Origin of the sequence: Pedobacter glucosidilyticus, assembly GCF_002483235.1 — a bacterium.
Taxonomy (GTDB): domain Bacteria; phylum Bacteroidota; class Bacteroidia; order Sphingobacteriales; family Sphingobacteriaceae; genus Pseudopedobacter; species Pseudopedobacter glucosidilyticum_B.
In genome coordinates, this window is the sequence record NZ_DLHN01000017.1 from 197,111 (window position 1) to 216,925 (window position 19,815).

At 35.0% G+C, this 19,815-nt stretch carries 20 protein-coding genes; 8 read left to right on the forward strand and 12 right to left on the reverse strand.

Going from position 1 to position 19,815, the window contains the following annotated elements; translation table 11 throughout:
• Nucleotide 1 precedes the first annotated feature (1 nt).
• On the reverse strand, nucleotides 2-1,615 hold the full coding sequence (locus B2745_RS04530; protein ID WP_304064094.1) for a glycerol-3-phosphate dehydrogenase/oxidase: 1,614 nt from the start codon (nucleotides 1,613-1,615) through the stop codon (nucleotides 2-4).
• A gap of 191 nt (nucleotides 1,616-1,806) precedes the next feature.
• Here B2745_RS04530 and B2745_RS04535 point away from each other — a divergent pair, with 191 nt between their 5' ends.
• The gene (locus tag B2745_RS04535; RefSeq protein ID WP_304064095.1) at nucleotides 1,807-2,571 is read left to right on the forward strand and encodes a DeoR/GlpR family DNA-binding transcription regulator; all 765 of its coding nucleotides are present in this window, start codon (nucleotides 1,807-1,809) and stop codon (nucleotides 2,569-2,571) included.
• Between the two features lie 77 nt (nucleotides 2,572-2,648).
• Here B2745_RS04535 and B2745_RS04540 read toward each other — a convergent pair whose 3' ends face one another.
• The 7 genes from B2745_RS04540 to B2745_RS04570 form a co-directional block, all read right to left on the reverse strand.
• Nucleotides 2,649-4,037, reverse strand: a complete 1,389-nt coding sequence (locus B2745_RS04540; RefSeq protein WP_304064096.1) for a Gfo/Idh/MocA family protein — start codon at nucleotides 4,035-4,037, stop codon at nucleotides 2,649-2,651.
• Nucleotides 4,038-4,123: 86 nt separating this feature from the next.
• Nucleotides 4,124-6,985 carry a phospholipase D-like domain-containing protein gene (locus tag B2745_RS04545; protein ID WP_304064097.1) on the reverse strand — a complete coding sequence of 954 codons (2,862 nt, stop codon included), beginning with the start codon at nucleotides 6,983-6,985 and terminating at the stop codon, nucleotides 4,124-4,126.
• Between the two features lie 236 nt (nucleotides 6,986-7,221).
• Nucleotides 7,222-8,556, reverse strand: a complete 1,335-nt coding sequence (glpT, locus tag B2745_RS04550; RefSeq protein ID WP_304064098.1) for a glycerol-3-phosphate transporter — start codon at nucleotides 8,554-8,556, stop codon at nucleotides 7,222-7,224.
• A 22-nt stretch (nucleotides 8,557-8,578) separates the two neighbouring features.
• Nucleotides 8,579-9,433, reverse strand: a complete 855-nt coding sequence (locus B2745_RS04555) for a glycerophosphodiester phosphodiesterase (RefSeq protein WP_304064099.1) — start codon at nucleotides 9,431-9,433, stop codon at nucleotides 8,579-8,581.
• A 135-nt stretch (nucleotides 9,434-9,568) separates the two neighbouring features.
• Nucleotides 9,569-10,012: a DinB family protein gene (locus B2745_RS04560; RefSeq protein ID WP_304064100.1), complete on the reverse strand. Its 444-nt coding sequence runs from the start codon at nucleotides 10,010-10,012 to the stop codon at nucleotides 9,569-9,571.
• A 56-nt stretch (nucleotides 10,013-10,068) separates the two neighbouring features.
• Entirely contained in the window at nucleotides 10,069-10,422 is a 354-nt protein-coding gene (locus B2745_RS04565; RefSeq protein WP_304064101.1) for a DUF86 domain-containing protein, read from the reverse strand.
• A complete protein-coding gene (locus B2745_RS04570; RefSeq protein ID WP_304064102.1) occupies nucleotides 10,415-10,762 on the reverse strand; it encodes a nucleotidyltransferase family protein in 348 nt (115 codons plus the stop codon). The genes B2745_RS04565 and B2745_RS04570 overlap by 8 nt, the downstream gene beginning before the upstream one ends.
• 211 nt (nucleotides 10,763-10,973) lie before the next feature.
• Here B2745_RS04570 and rplM point away from each other — a divergent pair, with 211 nt between their 5' ends.
• The 6 genes from rplM to frr all read left to right on the forward strand — a co-directional run bounded on the left by rplM (nucleotide 10,974) and on the right by frr (nucleotide 15,166).
• Nucleotides 10,974-11,417, forward strand: a complete 444-nt coding sequence (gene rplM / locus B2745_RS04575; protein WP_026905384.1) for a 50S ribosomal protein L13 — start codon at nucleotides 10,974-10,976, stop codon at nucleotides 11,415-11,417.
• A gap of 16 nt (nucleotides 11,418-11,433) precedes the next feature.
• Nucleotides 11,434-11,820 carry a 30S ribosomal protein S9 gene (gene rpsI / locus B2745_RS04580; protein ID WP_026905385.1) on the forward strand — a complete coding sequence of 129 codons (387 nt, stop codon included), beginning with the start codon at nucleotides 11,434-11,436 and terminating at the stop codon, nucleotides 11,818-11,820.
• Between the two features lie 18 nt (nucleotides 11,821-11,838).
• Nucleotides 11,839-12,663, forward strand: coding sequence for a 30S ribosomal protein S2 (gene rpsB, locus B2745_RS04585; RefSeq protein ID WP_304064103.1), 825 nt, complete (start codon nucleotides 11,839-11,841; stop codon nucleotides 12,661-12,663).
• 132 nt (nucleotides 12,664-12,795) lie between these two features.
• Entirely contained in the window at nucleotides 12,796-13,635 is an 840-nt protein-coding gene (gene tsf, locus B2745_RS04590; protein ID WP_304064104.1) for a translation elongation factor Ts, read from the forward strand.
• Nucleotides 13,636-13,868: 233 nt separating this feature from the next.
• Nucleotides 13,869-14,573, forward strand: coding sequence for a UMP kinase (pyrH, locus tag B2745_RS04595; protein ID WP_026905388.1), 705 nt, complete (start codon nucleotides 13,869-13,871; stop codon nucleotides 14,571-14,573).
• 29 nt (nucleotides 14,574-14,602) lie between these two features.
• Nucleotides 14,603-15,166 (forward strand): ribosome recycling factor, encoded by a 564-nt coding sequence (gene frr / locus B2745_RS04600; RefSeq protein ID WP_304064105.1) that lies wholly within the window; start codon nucleotides 14,603-14,605, stop codon nucleotides 15,164-15,166.
• An 89-nt stretch (nucleotides 15,167-15,255) separates the two neighbouring features.
• On the opposite strand, the gene ald is transcribed toward frr, so the two are convergent.
• Nucleotides 15,256-16,380, reverse strand: coding sequence for an alanine dehydrogenase (gene ald, locus B2745_RS04605; protein WP_304064106.1), 1,125 nt, complete (start codon nucleotides 16,378-16,380; stop codon nucleotides 15,256-15,258).
• Between the two features lie 191 nt (nucleotides 16,381-16,571).
• Between ald and B2745_RS04610 the strand changes: the two genes are divergently transcribed.
• Nucleotides 16,572-17,036 carry an Lrp/AsnC family transcriptional regulator gene (locus tag B2745_RS04610; RefSeq protein WP_304064107.1) on the forward strand — a complete coding sequence of 155 codons (465 nt, stop codon included), beginning with the start codon at nucleotides 16,572-16,574 and terminating at the stop codon, nucleotides 17,034-17,036.
• Here B2745_RS04610 and B2745_RS04615 read toward each other — a convergent pair.
• From B2745_RS04615 to B2745_RS04625, 3 genes are read right to left on the reverse strand one after another with little or no spacing between them, the layout of a single operon-like run.
• A complete protein-coding gene (locus B2745_RS04615) occupies nucleotides 17,033-17,605 on the reverse strand; it encodes a LutC/YkgG family protein (protein WP_304064108.1) in 573 nt (190 codons plus the stop codon). The genes B2745_RS04610 and B2745_RS04615 overlap by 4 nt on opposite strands.
• Nucleotides 17,602-18,981: a lactate utilization protein B gene (locus B2745_RS04620; RefSeq protein ID WP_304064109.1), complete on the reverse strand. Its 1,380-nt coding sequence runs from the start codon at nucleotides 18,979-18,981 to the stop codon at nucleotides 17,602-17,604. The genes B2745_RS04615 and B2745_RS04620 overlap by 4 nt, the downstream gene beginning before the upstream one ends.
• Nucleotides 18,974-19,708, reverse strand: a complete 735-nt coding sequence (locus B2745_RS04625) for a (Fe-S)-binding protein (RefSeq protein ID WP_304064110.1) — start codon at nucleotides 19,706-19,708, stop codon at nucleotides 18,974-18,976. Before B2745_RS04625 ends, B2745_RS04620 begins: the two co-directional genes overlap by 8 nt.
• Nucleotides 19,709-19,815: the final 107 nt, after the last annotated feature.

The window sequence follows — 19,815 nt, forward strand, 5'->3', positions numbered from 1 at the left end:
ATCAAGCTTTAGTTAATAATTGGTCTTCTTTATAAGTTGGCTTTACCGGATGCTTGTTTAATAAATATTGATTAGCTAAAGTTATAAAATTGCTTATTTGTTGGGCTTTCCATTCTTCGTTTTGGTTTAAAACCGATGCCATTAAATCGGCTACTTTAGGAGCCATTTCTATAGCGGCTTGTGCATCAACAAATAAAATACGCAATCTTCTGGCCAATACATCTTCTACGGTGCGAGCCATTTCGTTTTTAGTAACCCATACAATTTCTGCCAAATAATGCGGAAATTTAGGATGCAGCAAAGCTTTTAAACTTGAATCTTGCTTCATAAGATTCTGTATATGAGCAGCATCAAGACCGTAAAAATCTAAATGATTACCAAGTTTTTGGGTTGTACTTCCGTGGATAGCTAAGGCTTCTGTTTTACAAGCTGCTTTTGATAATTGAGCAACCTGAATAACTTGATTGATGGTATCTTCTGCCATTTTACGGTAAGTAGTCCATTTGCCACCGGTAATGGTTACCAAGCCAGTATCACTCACAATAAGTTTATGACTTCTAGATATTTCTTTGGTTTTACCTGTGTTTTTTGTTGGCGCAGCTAAAGGCCTTAAACCCGCAAAAACGCTTAATACATCTTTTTCAGTCGGTTTTTTAGCCAGATATAAGGCTGCTGTTTGTAAAATAAAATCTATTTCTTGTTGTAATGCTTTTGGCTCGAGGCTGTTTTTATCTAGTGGTGTATCTGTTGTACCCACAACTAAATAGTTATGCCAAGGAACTGCAAATAATACGCGACCATCAGAAGTTTCTGGAATCATTAAAGCAGCATCTGCAGGCATAAAAGATTTATCTAACACAATATGTACACCTTGGCTTGGCCTTACCAAGGCTTTTGCCCCTGGTTTATCCATACTTAATATATCGTCTACAAATACCCCTGTAGCATTAATAACGGCTTTAGCTTTAATATTATAGGTAATTTGCGTTTCTAAATCTCTTACCGCAACACCACTTACCTTAGAACCAGATTTTAATAAACCCTCTACCTTCACATAATTAAGTACAGTGGCGCCTTGCTCTATGGCAGTTTGCGCTATGTTTACTGCTAAACGGGCATCATCAAACTGGCCATCGTAATACTCTACACCTCCTCTTAACTTCGTACTATCTAAACCTGGCAAAGCTTTCTCTACACTTTTTTTATTTAAGATAGTTGATGATCCAAAGCTAAACCTCCCGGATAACCAATCGTAAAGCTTTAAACCAACTACATATTTAAGTTGCTCAAAAACACTAAAACATGGTATAATAAAAGGTTGTTTTTTAACCAGGTGAGCTGCATTTCTTAATAACAAACCTCTTTCTCTTAAAGCTTCATAAACCAGCGCTACATCTCCGGCTGCCAGATACCTAACCCCGCCATGCACCAATTTGGTACTTCTGCTTGAGGTTCCCTTTGCAAAATCAGATTGCTCTACTAATAAGGTTTTAAAACCTCTTGAAGCAGCATCAACCGCACAACCTAAACCTGTTGCACCTCCTCCAATCACAACAATATCCCACTGTATATCTTTTTCTAAGTCTTTTACTTGGCCTTCTCTATTCCTATCCATAATTTAAAAATCGAAAGTAAATCGAAACACTAAACAATGATAAGAAAATAAATCGAAATAAAAAAGAACAAATAAAAATAAAAAGAAAACCTCAGGACCTTCATAAAGAGATTAGAAAATATTTTGATAACCTATAAAACATTTTCTTTTTATATTTAATTATTACCTTAGAAAATCAAAAAAATAGTGTAATGATAAATATTGCAGAACGCCATCAGTTTATTTTGAACAAACTTCAAAAAGAAGAGTATATAGCCGTAGTAGATTTGTGTAAAGAACTTGATGTATCTCCTGTAACGATTAGAAAAGATTTAAAGTTACTAGAAGAAAAAAACTTACTCTTCAAAACACATGGTGGGGCAACATTACAGAACCCATACACTATAGATAGGCCTGTTAATGAAAAAGAGAAAATTCAATCTCTGGAGAAAGTTAAAATTGCATCAACTGCAGCAGCAATGATACAGGAGAACGATGCTTTAATTATTGCATCTGGCACTACAGTTTTAGCTTTAGCAAGGGCTATTCCTGCAAACATGCATCTAACCGTTGTTACAGCAGCTTTAAACGTGGCGCTAGAATTAACTAGGCACCAAAACATTGAAGTTATGCAATTGGGTGGTTTATTAAGAAAAAGTTCTTCATCTGTTACGGGTTCTTATGCAGAAACCATCTTAAAAGATTTTTTCTGTAATAAACTTTTTTTAGGTGTTGATGGTATTGATTTAGAATTTGGTTTAACCACAACCAGCTCTATGGAAGCTCAGTTAAATAGAGAAATGATAAAAGTTGCGCAAAAAACCATTGTTTTGGCCGATTCTACAAAATTTGGTAAAAGAGGTTTTGGCAAAATTTGTCCAATTGATGAAATAGACCATATCATTACAGATAGCGGCATATCTGCTTCAACTTTACAGGCCTTAGAAAGTATGGGTATACATGTTACTGTAGTTTAATTCTTATTTATCAGAAATAAAAAAAACAGCGCCCTCAAATAAGAGAAGCGCTGTAATTATACATCTCCAAACTAAACTTAAATCTTAATATCCATTATCTTACCGGTTTTTCTACTCTCTTCGGCCATAAAACCCATGATATGGCTTTCGATAGATTCATCAATAGTAGAAGTTAAAATACTGGCATTTTGCTGCCCTACGGCTTGTACAAAATCTTTAACCAGCAACCAATCGCCACCACCATGACCACTGTTTTTATAACCCTCAACATCTTCAACTTTAGGTATAAATTTAACCGATTTACCTGTTTTAAAGTCACTTACAACAAGTTCTTCCATATCGCCAACCATATCTCCCATAGTTCCCATAATACGGGTTCTTCTTCCGTGGTATGATGTGAAAGCTTCCATAGAGAAACTTGCCGTAACACTATCAGCAAACTGGATACTGGTAACATAATGATCTGGCTGGTCGTTCTCCATACGGTAAACGCACCTGCCATAGTTGGTAGTTTTTAAACGCTCCATAATCACTTCCGGGTGTTTCGTTTTATCCTCAGGTAAATCTAAAACACCTAATCTTTTTCTCTTTTCGTAGTACTCTTTTATAGCAGAATAAGGGCATTCTCTTTCAACTTTACATCCATCCGTACAACGGGCAGTACTTCCTTCCGGAGCATTTTCCTTTTTAAACCATTTCAAATCGCCCATGGCAACTATTTTTTGACTTGGTTTATTGATAATCCATTTGATGATATCTAAATCATGACAAGATTTTGCCAAAATAATAGGTGTTGTTTGCTTTGCGTTATGCCAATTACCTCTTACATAAGAATGCGCCATGTGTGTATGTTCTATAGGCTCAAAGTGCTGAATGCTGACTACCTCGCCAATAGCTCCCTGCGCTATCAAATCTCTCATTTTAACAAAATAAGGTGCATACCTCAACACATGACAAACGGCAACAATTCTACCATTCTTTTTAGCCAAACTTAAAATAGATCTACATTCCTTTTCTGTGGGTGCGATAGGTTTTTCAAGTAAAATATCATAACCCATTTCTAAGGCTTTCATACAAGGGGCATAATGTAAATCGTCTGGTGTAGAAATGATAACCGCATCGGCAAATTTTGGTTGTTTAAAAACATCCTCCCAGGTTTTAAATCTATTTTTATCGGCTATTTGATGCTGTTTTGCGTATTTCTGATTTCTAAAACTGTTTGGCTCTGCTACACCAATAATATCTAATTGGTCTGGAAATTTAGCTGCAAAATTACCATAAACTGTACCCCGGTTGCCAGCACCAATAGTGATGGCTGTTACTGCCCTACTAAGAGGCTTGTGTAATAAATTTGGCTTGCTGTTATACAAAAAAGAATCATTAGCCAATTTTGCTATAACCTCTGTGCTGATAACCGAAGCACCCAAAGAGATGCTTATTGTTTTTAATAGATTTCTACGATTCATGAATTAGGTTTTATAATTTTTTTTAAAAGTTAGCTTAAATAAAAATAAAAAAAATTATTATGACTAAAAAAGATTCTTATTAGAATTTAGATTGCTATAAATTTTATTGTAAACTTTTCCTGAACTTTATCTAACCTTAATACATATACACCTTTAGCTAAATTGATAGGTAATATTATCTTATTTAAGCCCGAACTTAATTTTACCTTTTCTGATAAAAGTTGCTTCCCTGATATGTCGAAAATACTTAAATAACCTTCATCTACCTCTTGTTGATTTATAAAAGCTATCACTTTAACATCATCGGCATAAGCCTTTAACTCATTGGTTAACAAACCATAATTTACAACTTTGATTTCAGATAATGTAACATCACCATTAAAATCTACCTGTTTAAGTTGATAATAATTGTTTCCTACTTCAGGATTTATATCTGTATAGTTGTATGTAGAAACCCCATCTTTTGTCCCTTGACCCTGTATAGTGCTTAGTAGAATCCAGTTTTTAGCATCGCTTGATTTTAAAATTTCAAAATGGGAATTGCTTTTTTCTGATGCTGTGCTCCAATTTAAGTTTACTTGTGTTGCTTGTTTAACTGCTTCAAATTTATTTAACACTACCGGTAAAGCTGTTGATACAGTTGTACCAGCTACGGTAAATACATCATCAGAAGATGTTTCTGATAAACCAAAAGCAAAAGAGCCACCCGTAGACGTATAACCCCAAGAATAAATTCTGAATTTGATATTTTTAGCACCTTCAATATTTTGCAAAGCAGCAATACCAGATATATCTATAGGGTCTTGTGAAATACCTCCGGCAAAAGTATTTGAGAAAGCTATGGTTGGGCTTGCATCTAAAAAAGTACCTCCATTAATACTGTATTGGATAATATAATTTCTTGCGCCTGCGCTAGACCTTCTTAATTTCGCATAAATGGCTTTAATAGAAACTTTATAATTTGCCAATACATTAACATCAAACTCTACATAACTATTATTAGCTATTGCGCTAGTTTTATCTGTTACAGATGCAAAACTAATGTTGGCATTTGTTCTAGAGCTAAAGCCTCTTGATAATGAAGATGCCTCTAAACCGCTTCCTCTAGTCATAGTTACCGAACTAAGAGCACTGGAACGAGTAGTTGAAGCAAAAGAAGCTGTTTCTCCACTCAAACTATTGGCAGACCAGCTGATGAGTAAATTATCATCTGAGATATTGGCTAAATCTCCTCTGATGGTAAGTACGTTTACATCTGTGGTTGAACTTTGTCCAAATGCAATAGTTCCTGTTCTGGTGCCTTCACCATATACATAAAGTCTTATTTTTACCAATTCGTTAGGTCTGATGTCTTGCAAATCTGCAATATTACTCACATCAACAGGGGCTAGATAATAACCAGAACTAGTGGTATTGACATTAATTTCTGAACCAACATTAGTAACAGGTCCTCCATTTAAAATATAAGTCCATTGCATTTTAGTTGCACCATTTGCAGTTCTTCTAATCTTGGCAGAAATCTCAGATAAAGAAACAGATTTTCCGGGCAATGGCTTTATAGAAAACTCATAATATTCGTTTCTATCTTTAGCCTCTGTTAAATTAGTAGTTAAAACTCCAACACCTAAATCTGCTTTAGCGGATGAAAACCCTTTAGTTAGCACATTGTATACTAGTCCGCTACCTCTCGCTAGTTTTGAGCTTAACATACCCGATGAATAAGTAGCCGGGTAATCTCCTACATCTGAAGAGGTAATCGAGTTAAAATCCCATGCTAGTAGCTGAACTGTAGGAACTACCGTTTTTAATCCCTCAAAGTAAGTATGATATTGATTAAAAACCGGAGAATTTAACAAGTAAACCAATACCTCATTATTAGCTTTTAGTGCCGGGTCTGTATAATTATGAGACCCTGTAATAATCACTTTTGAATTAGCCTGGCCTTTCCAGGTACCTTCTATCAGCATCATTTTGGCATGGATATTAAATTTAGCATCGCTACCGCTTTCTAGGTTAAATATCCTTACTGTTGCGCCTAATTGTTGCAACTGTCTTAATTTTGATTGTACCTGAGTTCCTGCTGCATCTTTTGCATAAACTTCTATAGTTGCACCTTGATTTTTAAGAGCGATTAATTTATCTACTATAGCAACTCTTAAATCAGACCAATCAGACATAGCAATTCTGATTTTAGCATTTGCAACATCAGTAATAGCATCAAGATTTTCTAAAACGTTATCTTGCCCAATAAAGCTGCCGCCAGAAATCTTTGGAAAAAACTCTGCTCTTAAACCATTAGCAACATCTTCATAAACAGTATAATTAAAATTATTCTTCATGCCCGCAGCTGCATAAGACCGCATCATTTGCCAATTACTTAAAAAGACATTATAAATACCGGCATCATTAAACGTAATAGCATCTTGCACCTTTTTAGCATCAGAAGTAGTAAAATTATGCGAGGTTTGAAAAGTAATGTTACTTACCAAACCAGCACTTGTATTTACTTTAGAAAATAAAGCATATTTATGGTGGTTGATAGAAAGTGTACTTACATCGTTAACGGTAGCTACTACCTCAGATGCAGCTAAATTTGTTTGCAACCATGGTAAAGATGTAGCATTGGTTTCTTGACTATCAGATCTACTCATATCTACCAGTATTTTGATATTCACCCCTCTAGTTTCGGCATTCTTCAAAGCATCCATTAAAGGCTGATAATTAATCAGATAAATAGATATCCTAATTTGCTCTCCGGCCGGTGTATTATCAACTAAAGAAATTAACCTATCCAAAATAACGGTAGAAGTACCTTCTCTAGCAATAGTAGATGCATTGGTAAAAAGCACCTCTGGAAATGTAATATTAACCTGTGCTTTTAAGGATAAATTCATCATGTTAAACATCATGAATAGCATCCCCATTTTAAAAAGTAATTTTCTTATCATATTCTCTTTATTTCTATTTATAATATTCTGTTTTACAATTGTTTACTACAAAATCACAACTTAAATTTTAGGCATAAAAAAGGAGCCTCAAGGGTTTTTAGCCCTTAAGAAACCTTATAAGTATTATGTGTTAATGACTAGTTTTTAATTTGAGTATATCACTTGTCCATTAAGCGAAGAGAAAAGTTAAACCTATCCGGATGTGTTTAACTTTTATTTCCTTCGGGCATTAAAAATTATATTGTTGCTAATCGTTTAATTTCATCTTTCCAGGTTAATAAGCTTAAGAATATAGTTAAGACACAAGCCATTACCAAAACGTAAAAGCCTCCGTCCCATCCCCAAGCATCAACAATGTAACCAATAGCAATATTGGCAAATACAGAACCTCCCAAGTATCCAAATAAACCGGTAAAACCTGCTGCTGTACCAGCCGCTTTTTTAGGTACCAAATCCAAAGCTTGTACACCAATTAACATCACTGGACCATAAATAAGAAAACCAATAACAATTAAAGAAATGTTATCTATCATGGGGTTTCCGGGCGGATTTTTCCAATACACCAGTACAGCTATCATTACCAAAAACATAAAAACGATGGTTGCTGGTACTCTTCTTCCATTAAAAACTTTATCGCTTAACCAACCACACAATAGTGTACCTGGTATCCCGGCATATTCATAAGCAAAATAAGCCCAACCAGATTCTGACATAGAAAAACCTTTTACTTCCTTTAAATAAGTTGGTGCCCAGTCTAATACGCCATACCTTACCAAATACACAAAAACATTAGCTATAGCGATAAACCATAAAGCTTTATTAAAAAGTACATAATCTAAAAAAATACGCTTGGCGCTGAGTTCTTTCTCTGTTTCTAGCGAAACTTCACCTTCATTTTTATAAACTTCTATGGGTGGTAAGCCGCATGATTGCGGCGTATCTCTTACTAAAATATAAGTTAGAAGTGCTATGGCTAAAGCGATAAAACCAGGGAAATAGAAATTGCTATGCCAATCGTTAAATATGGCTAAACCCAAAATAGCTAAAGGACCAATAAGACCGCCACCAACATTGTGTGCTACATTCCAGATCGACATTTTAACTCCTCTTTCTTTCTTAGAAAACCAATGTACCATCACGCGACCACATGCCGGCCAACCCATTCCTTGAAACCACCCATTAAGAAACAATAAGGTAAACATGATAGCGATAGAGCTTGTAGCAAAAGGAAAAAAGCCCATCAAAATCATGGTAAAGGCAGATAAAACTAAGCCTAATGTCAAAAACTTACGAGCATCGCTTCTGTCTGATACGTTACCCATCAAAAACTTACTAATTCCGTAAGCAATAGAAACTCCGGATAATGCTAAACCTAAATCTCCTTTAGAATAGCCCTGCTCTATTAAGTTAGGTATAGCCAAAGAGAAATTTTTTCTTACTAAATAGTAACCTGCATAACCAATAAATATCCCTAAAAAAACTTTCCACCTTAATTGCTTATAGGTAGGGTCTATTTTTTGTTCTTGTATAGGAGGTTGATGCTTTGCTGGATCAAGAAAAGATAATTTCATGTATCTTAAAGATAATTAGCTATTAAAATAAGTTTGGATAATCGGATATAATACCATGAACACCTAATTCTTTTAGTTTTTCTATATCTTCTTTGGTATTAACTGTCCATGGTATCACTTTTATACCTTGTTTTTTACAAGTTTCTATCAGCTCCTTATTTACTAGCTTATAAGCCGGACTATAGATATCTGGTTTAAAATTTAATTGTTTAAGATGATTTTCTAGTGAGCCTTTAGAAACCAAATAAGCGGTTTTTACTTCTGGATATTTTTGATGAACAATTTCTAAAGAGCGAGGATCAAAAGATTGAATAATTAATCTATCTATTATGCCTTTTTTCTTAATGACTTTCATTAATCGCTTCACAAACTCTTCTGGTGCTGGATGTAATTCGCCATCACCTTTTGGAGTAATCTTGGTTTCCATATTGTAATGAGGAGCCGGATAACCTTTTTCTTTAGCATAGGCCTCAGAAGCATCAATCAAATCCTCTAGAAGTGGGATATTTACTTTCAGTTTCTTTTGCTCTGGAAATAAAGGATGAAATTTAGAACCTACATCATAAGTTTTAATTTCTGCATAATTCATTTGGTAAAGCTTTAAACCTTTTCCTTTAGGTATTTCCTTACCATTTTGATCTAATGCAAATACATCCGAAATATAGGGATCATGAGAAACCAATACCTTTTTATCTTTACTGATAGCAATATCCATTTCTAAAGTAACACCATAATCAAGCGCCAATTTCATGGCCGGAATAGTATTCTCTGGCATTAACCCTCTACTTCCACGGTGCCCTTGTTTATCAAAATTTGATTGTGCCATACTAAAAAGGTTAGAAAAAATCAACCATAAAGCTAATACTAAATTTCTCATCTATTTAAATTGTGTATACAATGCTAAACAAAAAGAAACAAATAAAAAAATAAAATAACAAATAAAAATAAAAAGGAAACAAAAAGATAATGATTAGTTAATAATGGGTTTTTATTGAGATTCTCAGCATATCAATTATCGTTTATATAAGATGTAATCAGTATTAATGGGATCTAAGCCTACTGATTTAAATTCTGTAGCAATTTGTGCCCTATGGTATGTAGAATGATTGATTACATGAAACAATATATCACTTATACTACTATTAAAAAGCAATCCGTTACTGGTTTTATAACTGATAATGATATGGAAATCGAAATCGTCTAAAATCTGCAAAGTTTGCTGATGGTTAGTAGCGTTAATATTTGATAAATCATTAATTGGATGAATTTCCCAAACACCAAAACTAGATTGCAGAGGATTGATTCTGTTATTCCATATTTGATGTGCGTTAAGGATATGATTATAAAGCTTTACGGCTTTCTCTGAAAGCTTATCAGGATATTCATTATAGACACTTCCTAATTTTGTATTAGCATAATGATTATAATCGAATAATTCTTTAAAAAAGGGTTTCATAAAATCGAATGAATAGAAGTAATTTCAGTAGTATAGGGTTATATGTTTTGTAAAAGCTAAACTTGGCTTTCTTTAATCAATTTTTCAACTTCTAATTTCAGCTTAGGTAAGTGATGAGTAAGTACCGACCATATATTTTCATCAGAAATATTATCGTAAGCATGGATAACTTGATTTCTTAATCCTAAAATAGCTCTTGAATTATTTATCTTTTCAACAAAAGAACTATCGCGGGTAATAATCCTATTTACTGCCTCCCCAATAATTTCCAGGTTTCTTTCTACCGCTCTTTTGAGCATGATGTTCTCTTTGTATTTCAGGAAGTCTTTTTCTTTACCTTTGAAAAAACTTTCAATTTCATCAACACAAATTTTAATATCAAAAAGCCATTTTAAAATTCTTTCATCCATAAACAAGCTCTTTGGATTTATTAATAGAATTGATTAAAATAGGATTTTTTAAGGTTTGCTCTTCTAATAGGTCTACTTTACGTCCAAATAATTGCTCTAACTTTCCTTTAAAATTTATGTAGTTATCAAAATAATTTGATAAATCCATGGATTTAAACTTTACAAGAAAATCTATATCACTCTTATTAGAAAAGTTTTGATTTAAAGCCGAGCCAAACAAATACATCCTCTCTACCTGATAGGCACTACATAGTTTTATAAATTTCTCAATATGCTCATCCACTACATGCATAACAACAAATTTATTAAAATTTTCTTTCGCTGTCTTAACAATTATCACTAAGCCATTAACATGACGTTATCTATCTCTAACCAAAAAAACTATTTACAAATCAACATTTTACTAGAAAATGATCTTCCTATCAGCAAAGTAGATAACATGAGTACAAATATCCGTTTAAACCCCTTGACAATTAAAGATAAAGCCCTATCTTTGCAGTCCCTAAAAATTAGGGATAGAACATATTTATAAATAATTTAAAACAAAGCAAGTGAATACGTTAAGTTACAAAACTGTCTCTGCTAACAAAAAGACCGTTGACAAACAATGGATTGTTGTTGACGCTCAGGGCGAGATTTTGGGGCGCTTGTGTTCTAACATCGCGAAAGTGATTAAGGGCAAAAACAAGCCAGGGTACACCCCACACGTAGACTGCGGCGATAATGTAATTGTTATCAATGCAGACAAGGTTAGACTAACTGGTAATAAATTAGGTGATAAAACCTATATTTCTTACACTGGTTATCCAGGTGGTCAACGTTTTATTTCTCCAAAAGAGTTATTAGCAAAACATCCTGAAAGAGTAATCGAGAAGGCTGTACGTGGTATGTTACCTAAAAACAGATTAGGAAGAGCAATCTTCAAAAACTTATATGTTTATGCAGGTAATGAGCATCCACATGTTGCGCAAAACCCTAAAGAAGTTAAATTTTAATTAAAGGAGAAAGAAAATGTCAGTTACTAACACTTCTGGAAGAAGAAAAACTGCAGTTGCCCGCATTTATTTAACTGAGGGTAATGGTCAAATTACCGTAAATGGTAAAGATTATACAGAATATTTCCCAACCTTACCTTTACAATACATTGTTAACCAATCCTTCATCGTTGCTGAAGTTACTGGTCAATACGATGTTAAAGTAAACGTAGCGGGTGGTGGTATTAAAGGTCAGGCTGAAGCTGTTCGTTTAGCGATTGCTAAAGCTATTGTTGAATTAGATGGAATTAGAAAACCTGCTCTAAGAGCTAAAGGCTTAATGACACGTGATAGACGTATGGTTGAGCGTAAGAAACCAGGTAGAGCTAAAGCTCGTAAGAGATTCCAGTTCAGTAAACGTTAATTTTAGGAGGACACAACAATGGCAAGAACAACTTATCAGGACTTATTGGATGCAGGTGTACACTTTGGACACCTTACCCGCAAGTGGAATCCTAAAATGGCGCAATACATTTTCATGGAGCGCAATGGAATCCATATTATCGACTTAAATAAAACTTTAGTAAAAGTTGAAGAGGCTGCAGCTGCTATCAAGCAGATTGTAAAATCAGGTCGTAAAGTATTATTTGTTTCTACAAAGAAACAAGCTAAAGACATCGTTGCAGAATACGCAAGATCTGTAAATATGCCTTATGTAACCGAAAGATGGTTAGGTGGTATGTTAACTAACTTTGCTACCGTAAGAAAGTCTATTAAAAAGATGACTAACATCGATAAAATGACTAAAGACGGTACTTACGATGTATTATCTAAAAAAGAAAAATTAATGATACAGCGTGAGCGTATTAAATTAGAAAACCTTTTAGGAGGTATCGCTGATTTAAACCGTTTACCTGCAGCATTATTCTTAATAGATGTTAAGAAAGAGCATATCGCTGTTACTGAGGCGTTAAAGTTAAATATCCCAACTTTTGCAATGGTGGATACTAACTCTGACCCTTCTAATATTGATTTCCCTATTCCTGCGAATGATGACGCAACTAAATCTATCTCTTTAATCGCTGGCATTATTGTTAAAGCTATTGAAGAAGGTTTAGAAGAGCGCAAGCAAGAGAAAGAAGCAGAATCTGACAAAGAAGCAGCAGCAGAAAAAGCTAAAGCTGATGCTCCAGCAGGTGAAGCTAAAAAAGCAAGAAAAGCTACTGAAGTTACTGCTGAGGTAACAGAAGAAGCAAAAGGCGAATAAGAGCCTCACCCTACCTCTCCGAAGGAGAGGAGTTATAGAGTGGCCATGCTTATTTATATTTTTAATTAACAAAGTATTAACGTCCTGTCTTCCCCCCTCTTGGGGGGATAGAGGGGGGCTAAATTTTATAAAATGTCTACAGTACAAATTTCTGCAGCAGATGTAAATAAACTTCGCCAACAAACTGGCGCAGGTATGATGGATTGTAAAAAAGCTTTAACAGAGTCTAACGGCGATTTTGAAGCAGCAGTAGATTACCTACGTAAAAAAGGTGCTAAAGTAGCAGCTTCTCGTCAGGATAGAGATTCTAACGAAGGTGTTGTTATCGCTAAAACTACTGCCGATGGTAAAAAAGGTGTTGTAGTAGAAGTAAACTGCGAAACAGATTTCGTAGCTAAAAATGCTGATTTTATCGCATTTGCTGATGCTATCGCTGCTAAAGCTATCGAAACTAACCCTTCTTCTTTAGAAGATTTATTAGCTCAAGAACTAAATGGAACTAAAATTTCTGACTTGATATTAGACCAAACTGGTAAAATTGGTGAGAAAATTGGCGTTTCTAAATACGAGGTTATTGAGGCTGAGAAAGTTGTTGCTTATATCCACGGTAACTACCGTTTAGGTGTATTGGTTGGTTTAACCCAAGATGCAGCTGGTGTTGATGAAGCTGGTAAAGACGTAGCTATGCAAATTGCTGCTATGAGCCCAGTTGGCGTTGATAAAGACGATGTTGATGCAAGAGTAATCGAAAGAGAACTTGAAATTGCTAAAGAGCAAATCAGAGCAGAAGGTAAACCAGAAGAAATGGTAGAAAAAATTGCTGCTGGTAAATTAAACAAGTTCTACAAAGAGCAAACTTTATTAAATCAAGAATTTGTTAAAGATTCTTCTAAAGATATCAGAGCTTTCTTAAATGGAGTTTCTAACGGTTTAACTGTTAAATCTTTCAAGAGAGTTGTTTTAGGAGCTTAATTGAGATTTGAGTAATGCGTATTGAGTAGTGAGATAGCTTAATAAATCGAGAAAATTAATAATTAGATTTGAGTAATGCGTATTGAGTAGTGAGATAGCTTAACAAATCGAGAAAATTTAAAAAAATCCTCATCTTTTACTAGATGGGGATTTTTTGTATCTGGATTTAGCTAAATCTAAATTGTTATTTTATTTAACAGGATAATTCCTATTTTTGCCAAAATCCCCCTTTAATGAAATATAAGAGAATTTTACTGAAACTAAGTGGAGAATCCCTAATGGGAGATCAACAATATGGTATTGATAATGCTAGAGTATTACAATATGCAAAAGAGATAAAAGCAGTTAAAGAAGAAGGCGTTGAAGTTGCTATTGTAATTGGCGGAGGGAATATTTTTAGAGGTTTGAGTGCAGAAAAATCTGGTATGGACAGGGCGCAAGCTGATTATATGGGCATGTTAGCAACCGTAATTAATTCTATGGCCCTTCAAAATGCTTTAGAAACCGTTGGCGTTTACACTCGTTTACAATCAGCCATTAAAATGGAACAGATTTGTGAGCCTTACGTGAGAAGAAGAGCCATGAGGCACTTAGAAAAAGGAAGAGTTGTAATTTTTGGTGCCGGAACGGGTAATCCATATTTCACTACCGATTCTGCCGCAGCATTAAGAGCTATTGAGATTAAAGCTGATGTTGTTTTAAAAGGAACCAGGGTAGATGGTATTTATACTGCAGACCCTGAAAAAGACGCTACAGCTACTAAGTTTGACCATTTATCGTTTACTGAGGTATACGATAGAAATTTAAATGTAATGGATATGACAGCTTTTACGCTGTGTGATGAAAACAATCTTCCTATTATTGTATTTGATATGAATAAGCCTGGTAACCTGATGAAATTGATTAAAGGCGAAACTATAGGCACTTTGGTTAAATAAAGAACTAATTTTACGTAAATAAATTAAAGATGAACGAGTTTATTAAGTTAGAATTGGAAGAGGCAACCTCAACCATGCAAAAAGCTTTAGCCCATACAGATAGTGAGTTTACTAAAATTAGAGCGGGCAAAGCATCTCCAGCTATGTTAGATGGTATAATGGTTGAATATTATGGTACTCCTACACCACTTACGCAAGTAGCTAATATCAACACACCAGACGCAAGAACCATTGTGGTACAACCTTGGGAAAAATCTATGATTGGCCCTATTGAAAAAGCTATCATGATTTCTAATGTAGGCTTAAATCCTCAAAATGATGGACAGCTGATAAGATTGAATGTACCTCCTTTAACAGAAGAAAGAAGACGCGATTTAGTGAAGAAAGTTAAAGAAGAAGCAGAAACTGGCAGAATCAGCATTAGAAATATCAGAAAAAACACCAATGAGAGCATCAAGAAACTAAAAAATGATGGTGCTTCCGAAGATGAAATTAAAGTTGGCGAAGCTGAAGTACAGAAAATTACCGACGCTTACATTGCCAAAATAGACCAATTGGTTGAGTTGAAAGAGAAAGACATCATGACTGTTTAAGTCAAGTCTTGTCTGTAAAATAAAAAAGGGAACATTGCTATCGCTTTGTTCCCAATTACTGTTAGTTAGTCAGTGTATTATCTTTAACCTTAAGTAGGTATTTCTTCTTCTAATCTGATTGATTTTAAGGGTAAATTAAAAGCATCTGCCACTCCCTTATAGACTACTTCTCCCCTTACAATGTTTAATCCTTTAAATAGTTCTTCATTTTCTTTAACAGCTTTTACCCATCCTTTATTGGCTAATTGCAATGCGTAGGGTAAAGTAGCATTTGTTAATGCTAAAGTAGAAGTATAAGGTACAGCACCAGGCATATTAGCCACACAGTAATGTACAATTCCATCTATCATAAATATAGGATTCTCATGTGTAGTAGGCGTACAAGTTTCTATACAACCACCTTGGTCTACTGCTACATCAACCAAAACCGTTCCCGGTTTCATTAACTTCAACATAGAACGTGTAACTAAATGAGGCGCCTTAGCTCCTGGAATTAAAACCGCTCCTACAATTAAATCTGCTGTTTTTACAGCTTCTTCTAAATTATATTCATTAGAAATTACCGTATCTACATTGGCAGGCATAATATCTTCTAGATGGCGTAACCTTTGCAAATCAACATCCATAATGGTGACATTTGCACCTAAACCTGCGGCCATTTTAGCTGCCTGTGTTCCAACAATGCCGCCGCCAATAATTAAAACGTTAGCAGGCTTAACTCCGGCAACACCGCCTAGTAAAACACCTCTTCCACCGGTTGGCTTACCTAGATATTTAGCGCCTTCTTGTATGGCCATTCTGCCTGCAACTTCAGACATTGGGATTAAAAGCGGTAAACTTCTATCTTTTTTCTCTACAGTTTCATAAGCTAGGCAGATAGCCTTACTAGCAATCATAGCTTTTGTTAAAGCCTCTGATGATGCAAAATGAAAATATGTAAATATCAGTTGGTTTTCTTTTACTAAAGGATATTCCTGAGCTATAGGTTCTTTTACCTTGCAAATCATTTCTGCAATAGCATAAACCTCTTCAATAGTATCCAGTAATTGAGCACCTGCTTTTGTATAATCTTCATCAGTAAAACCACTACCTAAGCCTGCTGATTTTTGAATATATATCTGGTGACCATTCTTTATAAATGAAGCTGCACCTGCTGGAGTAACTGCAACCCTATTCTCGTTATTCTTTATCTCTTTCGGTACTCCTATTACCATATTTTATTTTGTTCTTTTAGTATTTTTAAGAATTTTACTAAAGTGAAGCTAAATTACAACATCAGAATATTTTTTTATCATATCTAAAAAAATAAGAAAATACTTATATTTATTATTTATTAAAAAGAATATTATTCTTTTGGTATCGATAAATACACTTATTAAAATAAAATTTTTCTTATTTATTATTGATGGAAATAGATAAAACGGACCTTAAAATATTGAAACTTTTGCAAGAAAATGCGCAGCTCACCTTTAAAGAGATTTCTCAAAAAATCAATTTATCTATCACACCTGTACATGACAGGATTAAAAGAATGGAGAAAGAAGGGGTGATAGAAAAATATGTTACCATTTTAAACAAGAAAAAAGTAGATACTGCTCTGGTTGTTTTTTGTAATATCACTTTAGACAAGCAAACTAGGCATAATTTTACGGAATTTGAAGAACGGGTTACACAGTTTCCAGAAGTAGTAGAATGCCACATTGTTTCCGGAGGTTTTGATTATCTGCTTAAAATAATTACCAAAGACATGGAGAGCTACAACCAGTTTCATCAACAGAAATTATCTGTCATGAGTACAGTGGCACACATCCATAGTTTTTTTGTGATGTCTGAAATCAAAAGTACTACGGTTTTATATTTGGGGGATTAAACCAAATAAACCGTTAAACTTCTTGCCCCGTGTGCCCCTATCACTAAACTTTGCTCGATATCGGCGGTTTTGGATGGACCAGCAATAAAAACACCAAAGCCTGTTTCGGTAATGCTTAGTTTTTGATATGCTTGATACATGTTATCTACCAAAGTAGCTTTAGCTAAAACGATAAATAAATGCTGGCAAATGAAAGGCAATAATCTGTTGCCCATTTGCGCCTCATACAACCATACCGAGCCATTCTCGGCCACACCTAAAGTTGCTTGTAAATAGGCTCTATCTACGCGTTCTAAATCAAATGATGTTTGGGTTTTTAAGGCAGCATCATGACTAAAAATAGTATCCACAACAAAGTCGCCCAACTGTTGGTGTTTAGCTATTTCTTCTTTAACCTGTTCTGTATTTTCTAAAGCAATAACCTTACCCCCAATGCCCTCTAAAACTAATTTAAACTGAGCTATCTTATCATCATAATGAGTTAAATACTCGTCTGATAGTTGAGGTAAATCAACCAGAGCTGGTTTATTTGCTGTACATGTTGCTAATATTTTTTCTCTTGCGCTCATTTGTTTTTGTTTTGTTGATACCAATCGTGAAAACTTTGCTTTGGCACTTCTGGCATTTCTCTTTGTTTATACCAAACGTTTAACTTGTTATTACCTAAGAAAGGCATCGTTCTTAAAAACCATCTTCCAGATTTGCCAGCCCATCTATAAATTCTAGGATGAGAGAATAGCCATGCCATACCTTTCATAGCGATTTTCTTTTCCGGCTTCACATATCCTTCTTCTACAATAACTTGTCGCCATTTCCACAATTGCTCATGAATATCAATCTTAACTGGGCAAACATTGCTACAAGAGCCACATAAGGTTGATGCAAAAGGTAAATCGGCGTTGGCTTTCATATCTAAATTAGGATTTAAGATAGAGCCAATTGGGCCTGCAACGGCAGTATGATAGCTATGTCCGCCACTACGTCTATACACCGGGCAAGTATTAAAACATGCTGCACAACGAATACATTTTAACGAATTTCTAAAATCGGCCCTGCCTAATTGCTTTGTTCTGCCATTATCAACAATAATGATATGCATCTCTTGACCTGGCCTTGGTTTTTGAAAATGACTAGAATAGGTAGTGATAGGCTGCCCTGTTGCGCTTCTGGCTAATAATCTTAAAAACACGCTCAAATGTTCTGTTTTAGGGATAATTTTCTCAATCCCCATACAAGCTACATGAATTTTTGCGGTATGAGCACCCATATCGGCATTACCCTCGTTGGTACAAACCACAAAGCCCCCAGTTTCTGCAATGGCAAAATTTACCCCTGTAATAGCCAGTTCAGACTGAATGAAATGGTCTCTTAAATGCTGTCGGGCGGCTTCAGTTAAGTATTGAGGGTCGTTATTACCTTCTTCGGTTTGTAAGTGCTCATGAAAAGTTTCACTTACATCTTGCTTTTTCAAGTGAATTGCAGGTAAAACAATATGACTAGGCGCTTCATCACGTAGTTGCACAATACGCTCGCCCAAATCGGTATCTACGACTTCTATGCCCTGCTTTTTCAAATAATCATTTAAATGACATTCCTCAGTAAGCATACTCTTGCTTTTCACAATGCGGCTGATCTTATTCTCTTTTAAGATTTTATGCATCAACTGGTTATGCTCTAAAGCATCGGCAGCCCAATGGATTTTTATGCCATTAGCTTGGGCTTGTTGCTCAAAAGCTGTGAGGTAATTATCAAGGTTTGAAAGCGTATGATTTTTTATTTGTGATGCCCATTCTCTTAGCTGCTCCCACTCCGCAATGCCATGTACGGCTTTATCTCGCTTTTGGCGAACAAACCATAAGGTATCATCATGCCAATCTGTTCTGGCTTCATCTTTTATAAATATTTCTGCCGCAGCAGCGTGGTCTAAAGTCTTTAAATTACTCATGATTTAATATTTCTGCCAGATGTATGGCCTTTACTTTACTACCTTGTCTTTTTAAAATTCCTTCTAAGTGCATCAAGCAGCTTACATCGCCAGCGGTAATATAATCTACCTCGTTTTTTTGGTGCTCTTCTATCCTATCTTTGCCCATTTTCACACTTACAGCTTCTTCAAATACACAGAAAGTGCCTCCAAAACCACAGCATTCATCTTTACGCTCTGGATAAGACAGTTGCAAACCTTTAACTTTTTGTAACAATTGCTCTGGCTTAGAGAACTGCGGTAGTACCCGCTCTGTCATAGATGATAAATGCAAACCTCTTTGTCCGTGGCAACTGGTATGAAAACCAACTTTGTGTGGGAAGTTTGATGTCAGATGCTCTACTTTTAAAATATCAACCAAAAACTCGGTAAGCTCATAAATAGTATTTCTAATTTTTTGTGCCTTGGCGGGATTTTTATCATCCTTAAGATGCTCTTTAATATGCAAAACACAACTTCCTGATGGCGCTACGATATAATCATATCCATCAAAATTGGCAACAAAGTTTTTATCACAGCCACCAGTTAAAGCAGAAAAACCACTATTGGCCATAGGCTGTCCGCAGCAGGTTTGATTTTCTGGATAATCAACATCACAACCCAATTTTTTTAACAATTGATAGGTTGCGATACCCACTTGAGGGTAAAACTGATCTATATAACAAGGAATAAAGAGTCCAACTTTCATGAATGCAAGGTTTATGATTGCGATTTGAAAAGTAAAACTACAGCGAATTGTATTTTTAAACTACCACGCCTTTAACCAAAATTGATACTATTTTAACATAAATAAAT

Excerpts from the sequence above, each read along its gene's own strand:
- B2745_RS04560 (WP_304064100.1), bottom strand. The coding sequence starts at position 10,012 with ATGAAACCCTTTTTTAAAGAATTATTCGATTATAATCATTATGCTAAT.
- glpT (WP_304064098.1), bottom strand. The coding sequence starts at position 8,556 with ATGAAATTATCTTTTCTTGATCCAGCAAAGCATCAACCTCCTATACAA.
- B2745_RS04530 (WP_304064094.1), bottom strand. The coding sequence starts at position 1,615 with ATGGATAGGAATAGAGAAGGCCAAGTAAAAGACTTAGAAAAAGATATA.
- pyrH (WP_026905388.1), top strand. The coding sequence starts at position 13,869 with ATGAAATATAAGAGAATTTTACTGAAACTAAGTGGAGAATCCCTAATG.
- B2745_RS04625 (WP_304064110.1), bottom strand. The coding sequence starts at position 19,708 with ATGAAAGTTGGACTCTTTATTCCTTGTTATATAGATCAGTTTTACCCT.
- B2745_RS04535 (WP_304064095.1), top strand. The coding sequence starts at position 1,807 with ATGATAAATATTGCAGAACGCCATCAGTTTATTTTGAACAAACTTCAA.
- B2745_RS04620 (WP_304064109.1), bottom strand. The coding sequence starts at position 18,981 with ATGAGTAATTTAAAGACTTTAGACCACGCTGCTGCGGCAGAAATATTT.
- rpsB (WP_304064103.1), top strand. The coding sequence starts at position 11,839 with ATGGCAAGAACAACTTATCAGGACTTATTGGATGCAGGTGTACACTTT.
- rpsI (WP_026905385.1), top strand. The coding sequence starts at position 11,434 with ATGTCAGTTACTAACACTTCTGGAAGAAGAAAAACTGCAGTTGCCCGC.
- ald (WP_304064106.1), bottom strand. The coding sequence starts at position 16,380 with ATGGTAATAGGAGTACCGAAAGAGATAAAGAATAACGAGAATAGGGTT.
- B2745_RS04615 (WP_304064108.1), bottom strand. The coding sequence starts at position 17,605 with ATGAGCGCAAGAGAAAAAATATTAGCAACATGTACAGCAAATAAACCA.
- B2745_RS04610 (WP_304064107.1), top strand. The coding sequence starts at position 16,572 with ATGGAAATAGATAAAACGGACCTTAAAATATTGAAACTTTTGCAAGAA.
- B2745_RS04555 (WP_304064099.1), bottom strand. The coding sequence starts at position 9,433 with ATGAGAAATTTAGTATTAGCTTTATGGTTGATTTTTTCTAACCTTTTT.
- B2745_RS04540 (WP_304064096.1), bottom strand. The coding sequence starts at position 4,037 with ATGAATCGTAGAAATCTATTAAAAACAATAAGCATCTCTTTGGGTGCT.
- B2745_RS04565 (WP_304064101.1), bottom strand. The coding sequence starts at position 10,422 with ATGGATGAAAGAATTTTAAAATGGCTTTTTGATATTAAAATTTGTGTT.
- B2745_RS04545 (WP_304064097.1), bottom strand. The coding sequence starts at position 6,985 with ATGATAAGAAAATTACTTTTTAAAATGGGGATGCTATTCATGATGTTT.
- frr (WP_304064105.1), top strand. The coding sequence starts at position 14,603 with ATGAACGAGTTTATTAAGTTAGAATTGGAAGAGGCAACCTCAACCATG.
- tsf (WP_304064104.1), top strand. The coding sequence starts at position 12,796 with ATGTCTACAGTACAAATTTCTGCAGCAGATGTAAATAAACTTCGCCAA.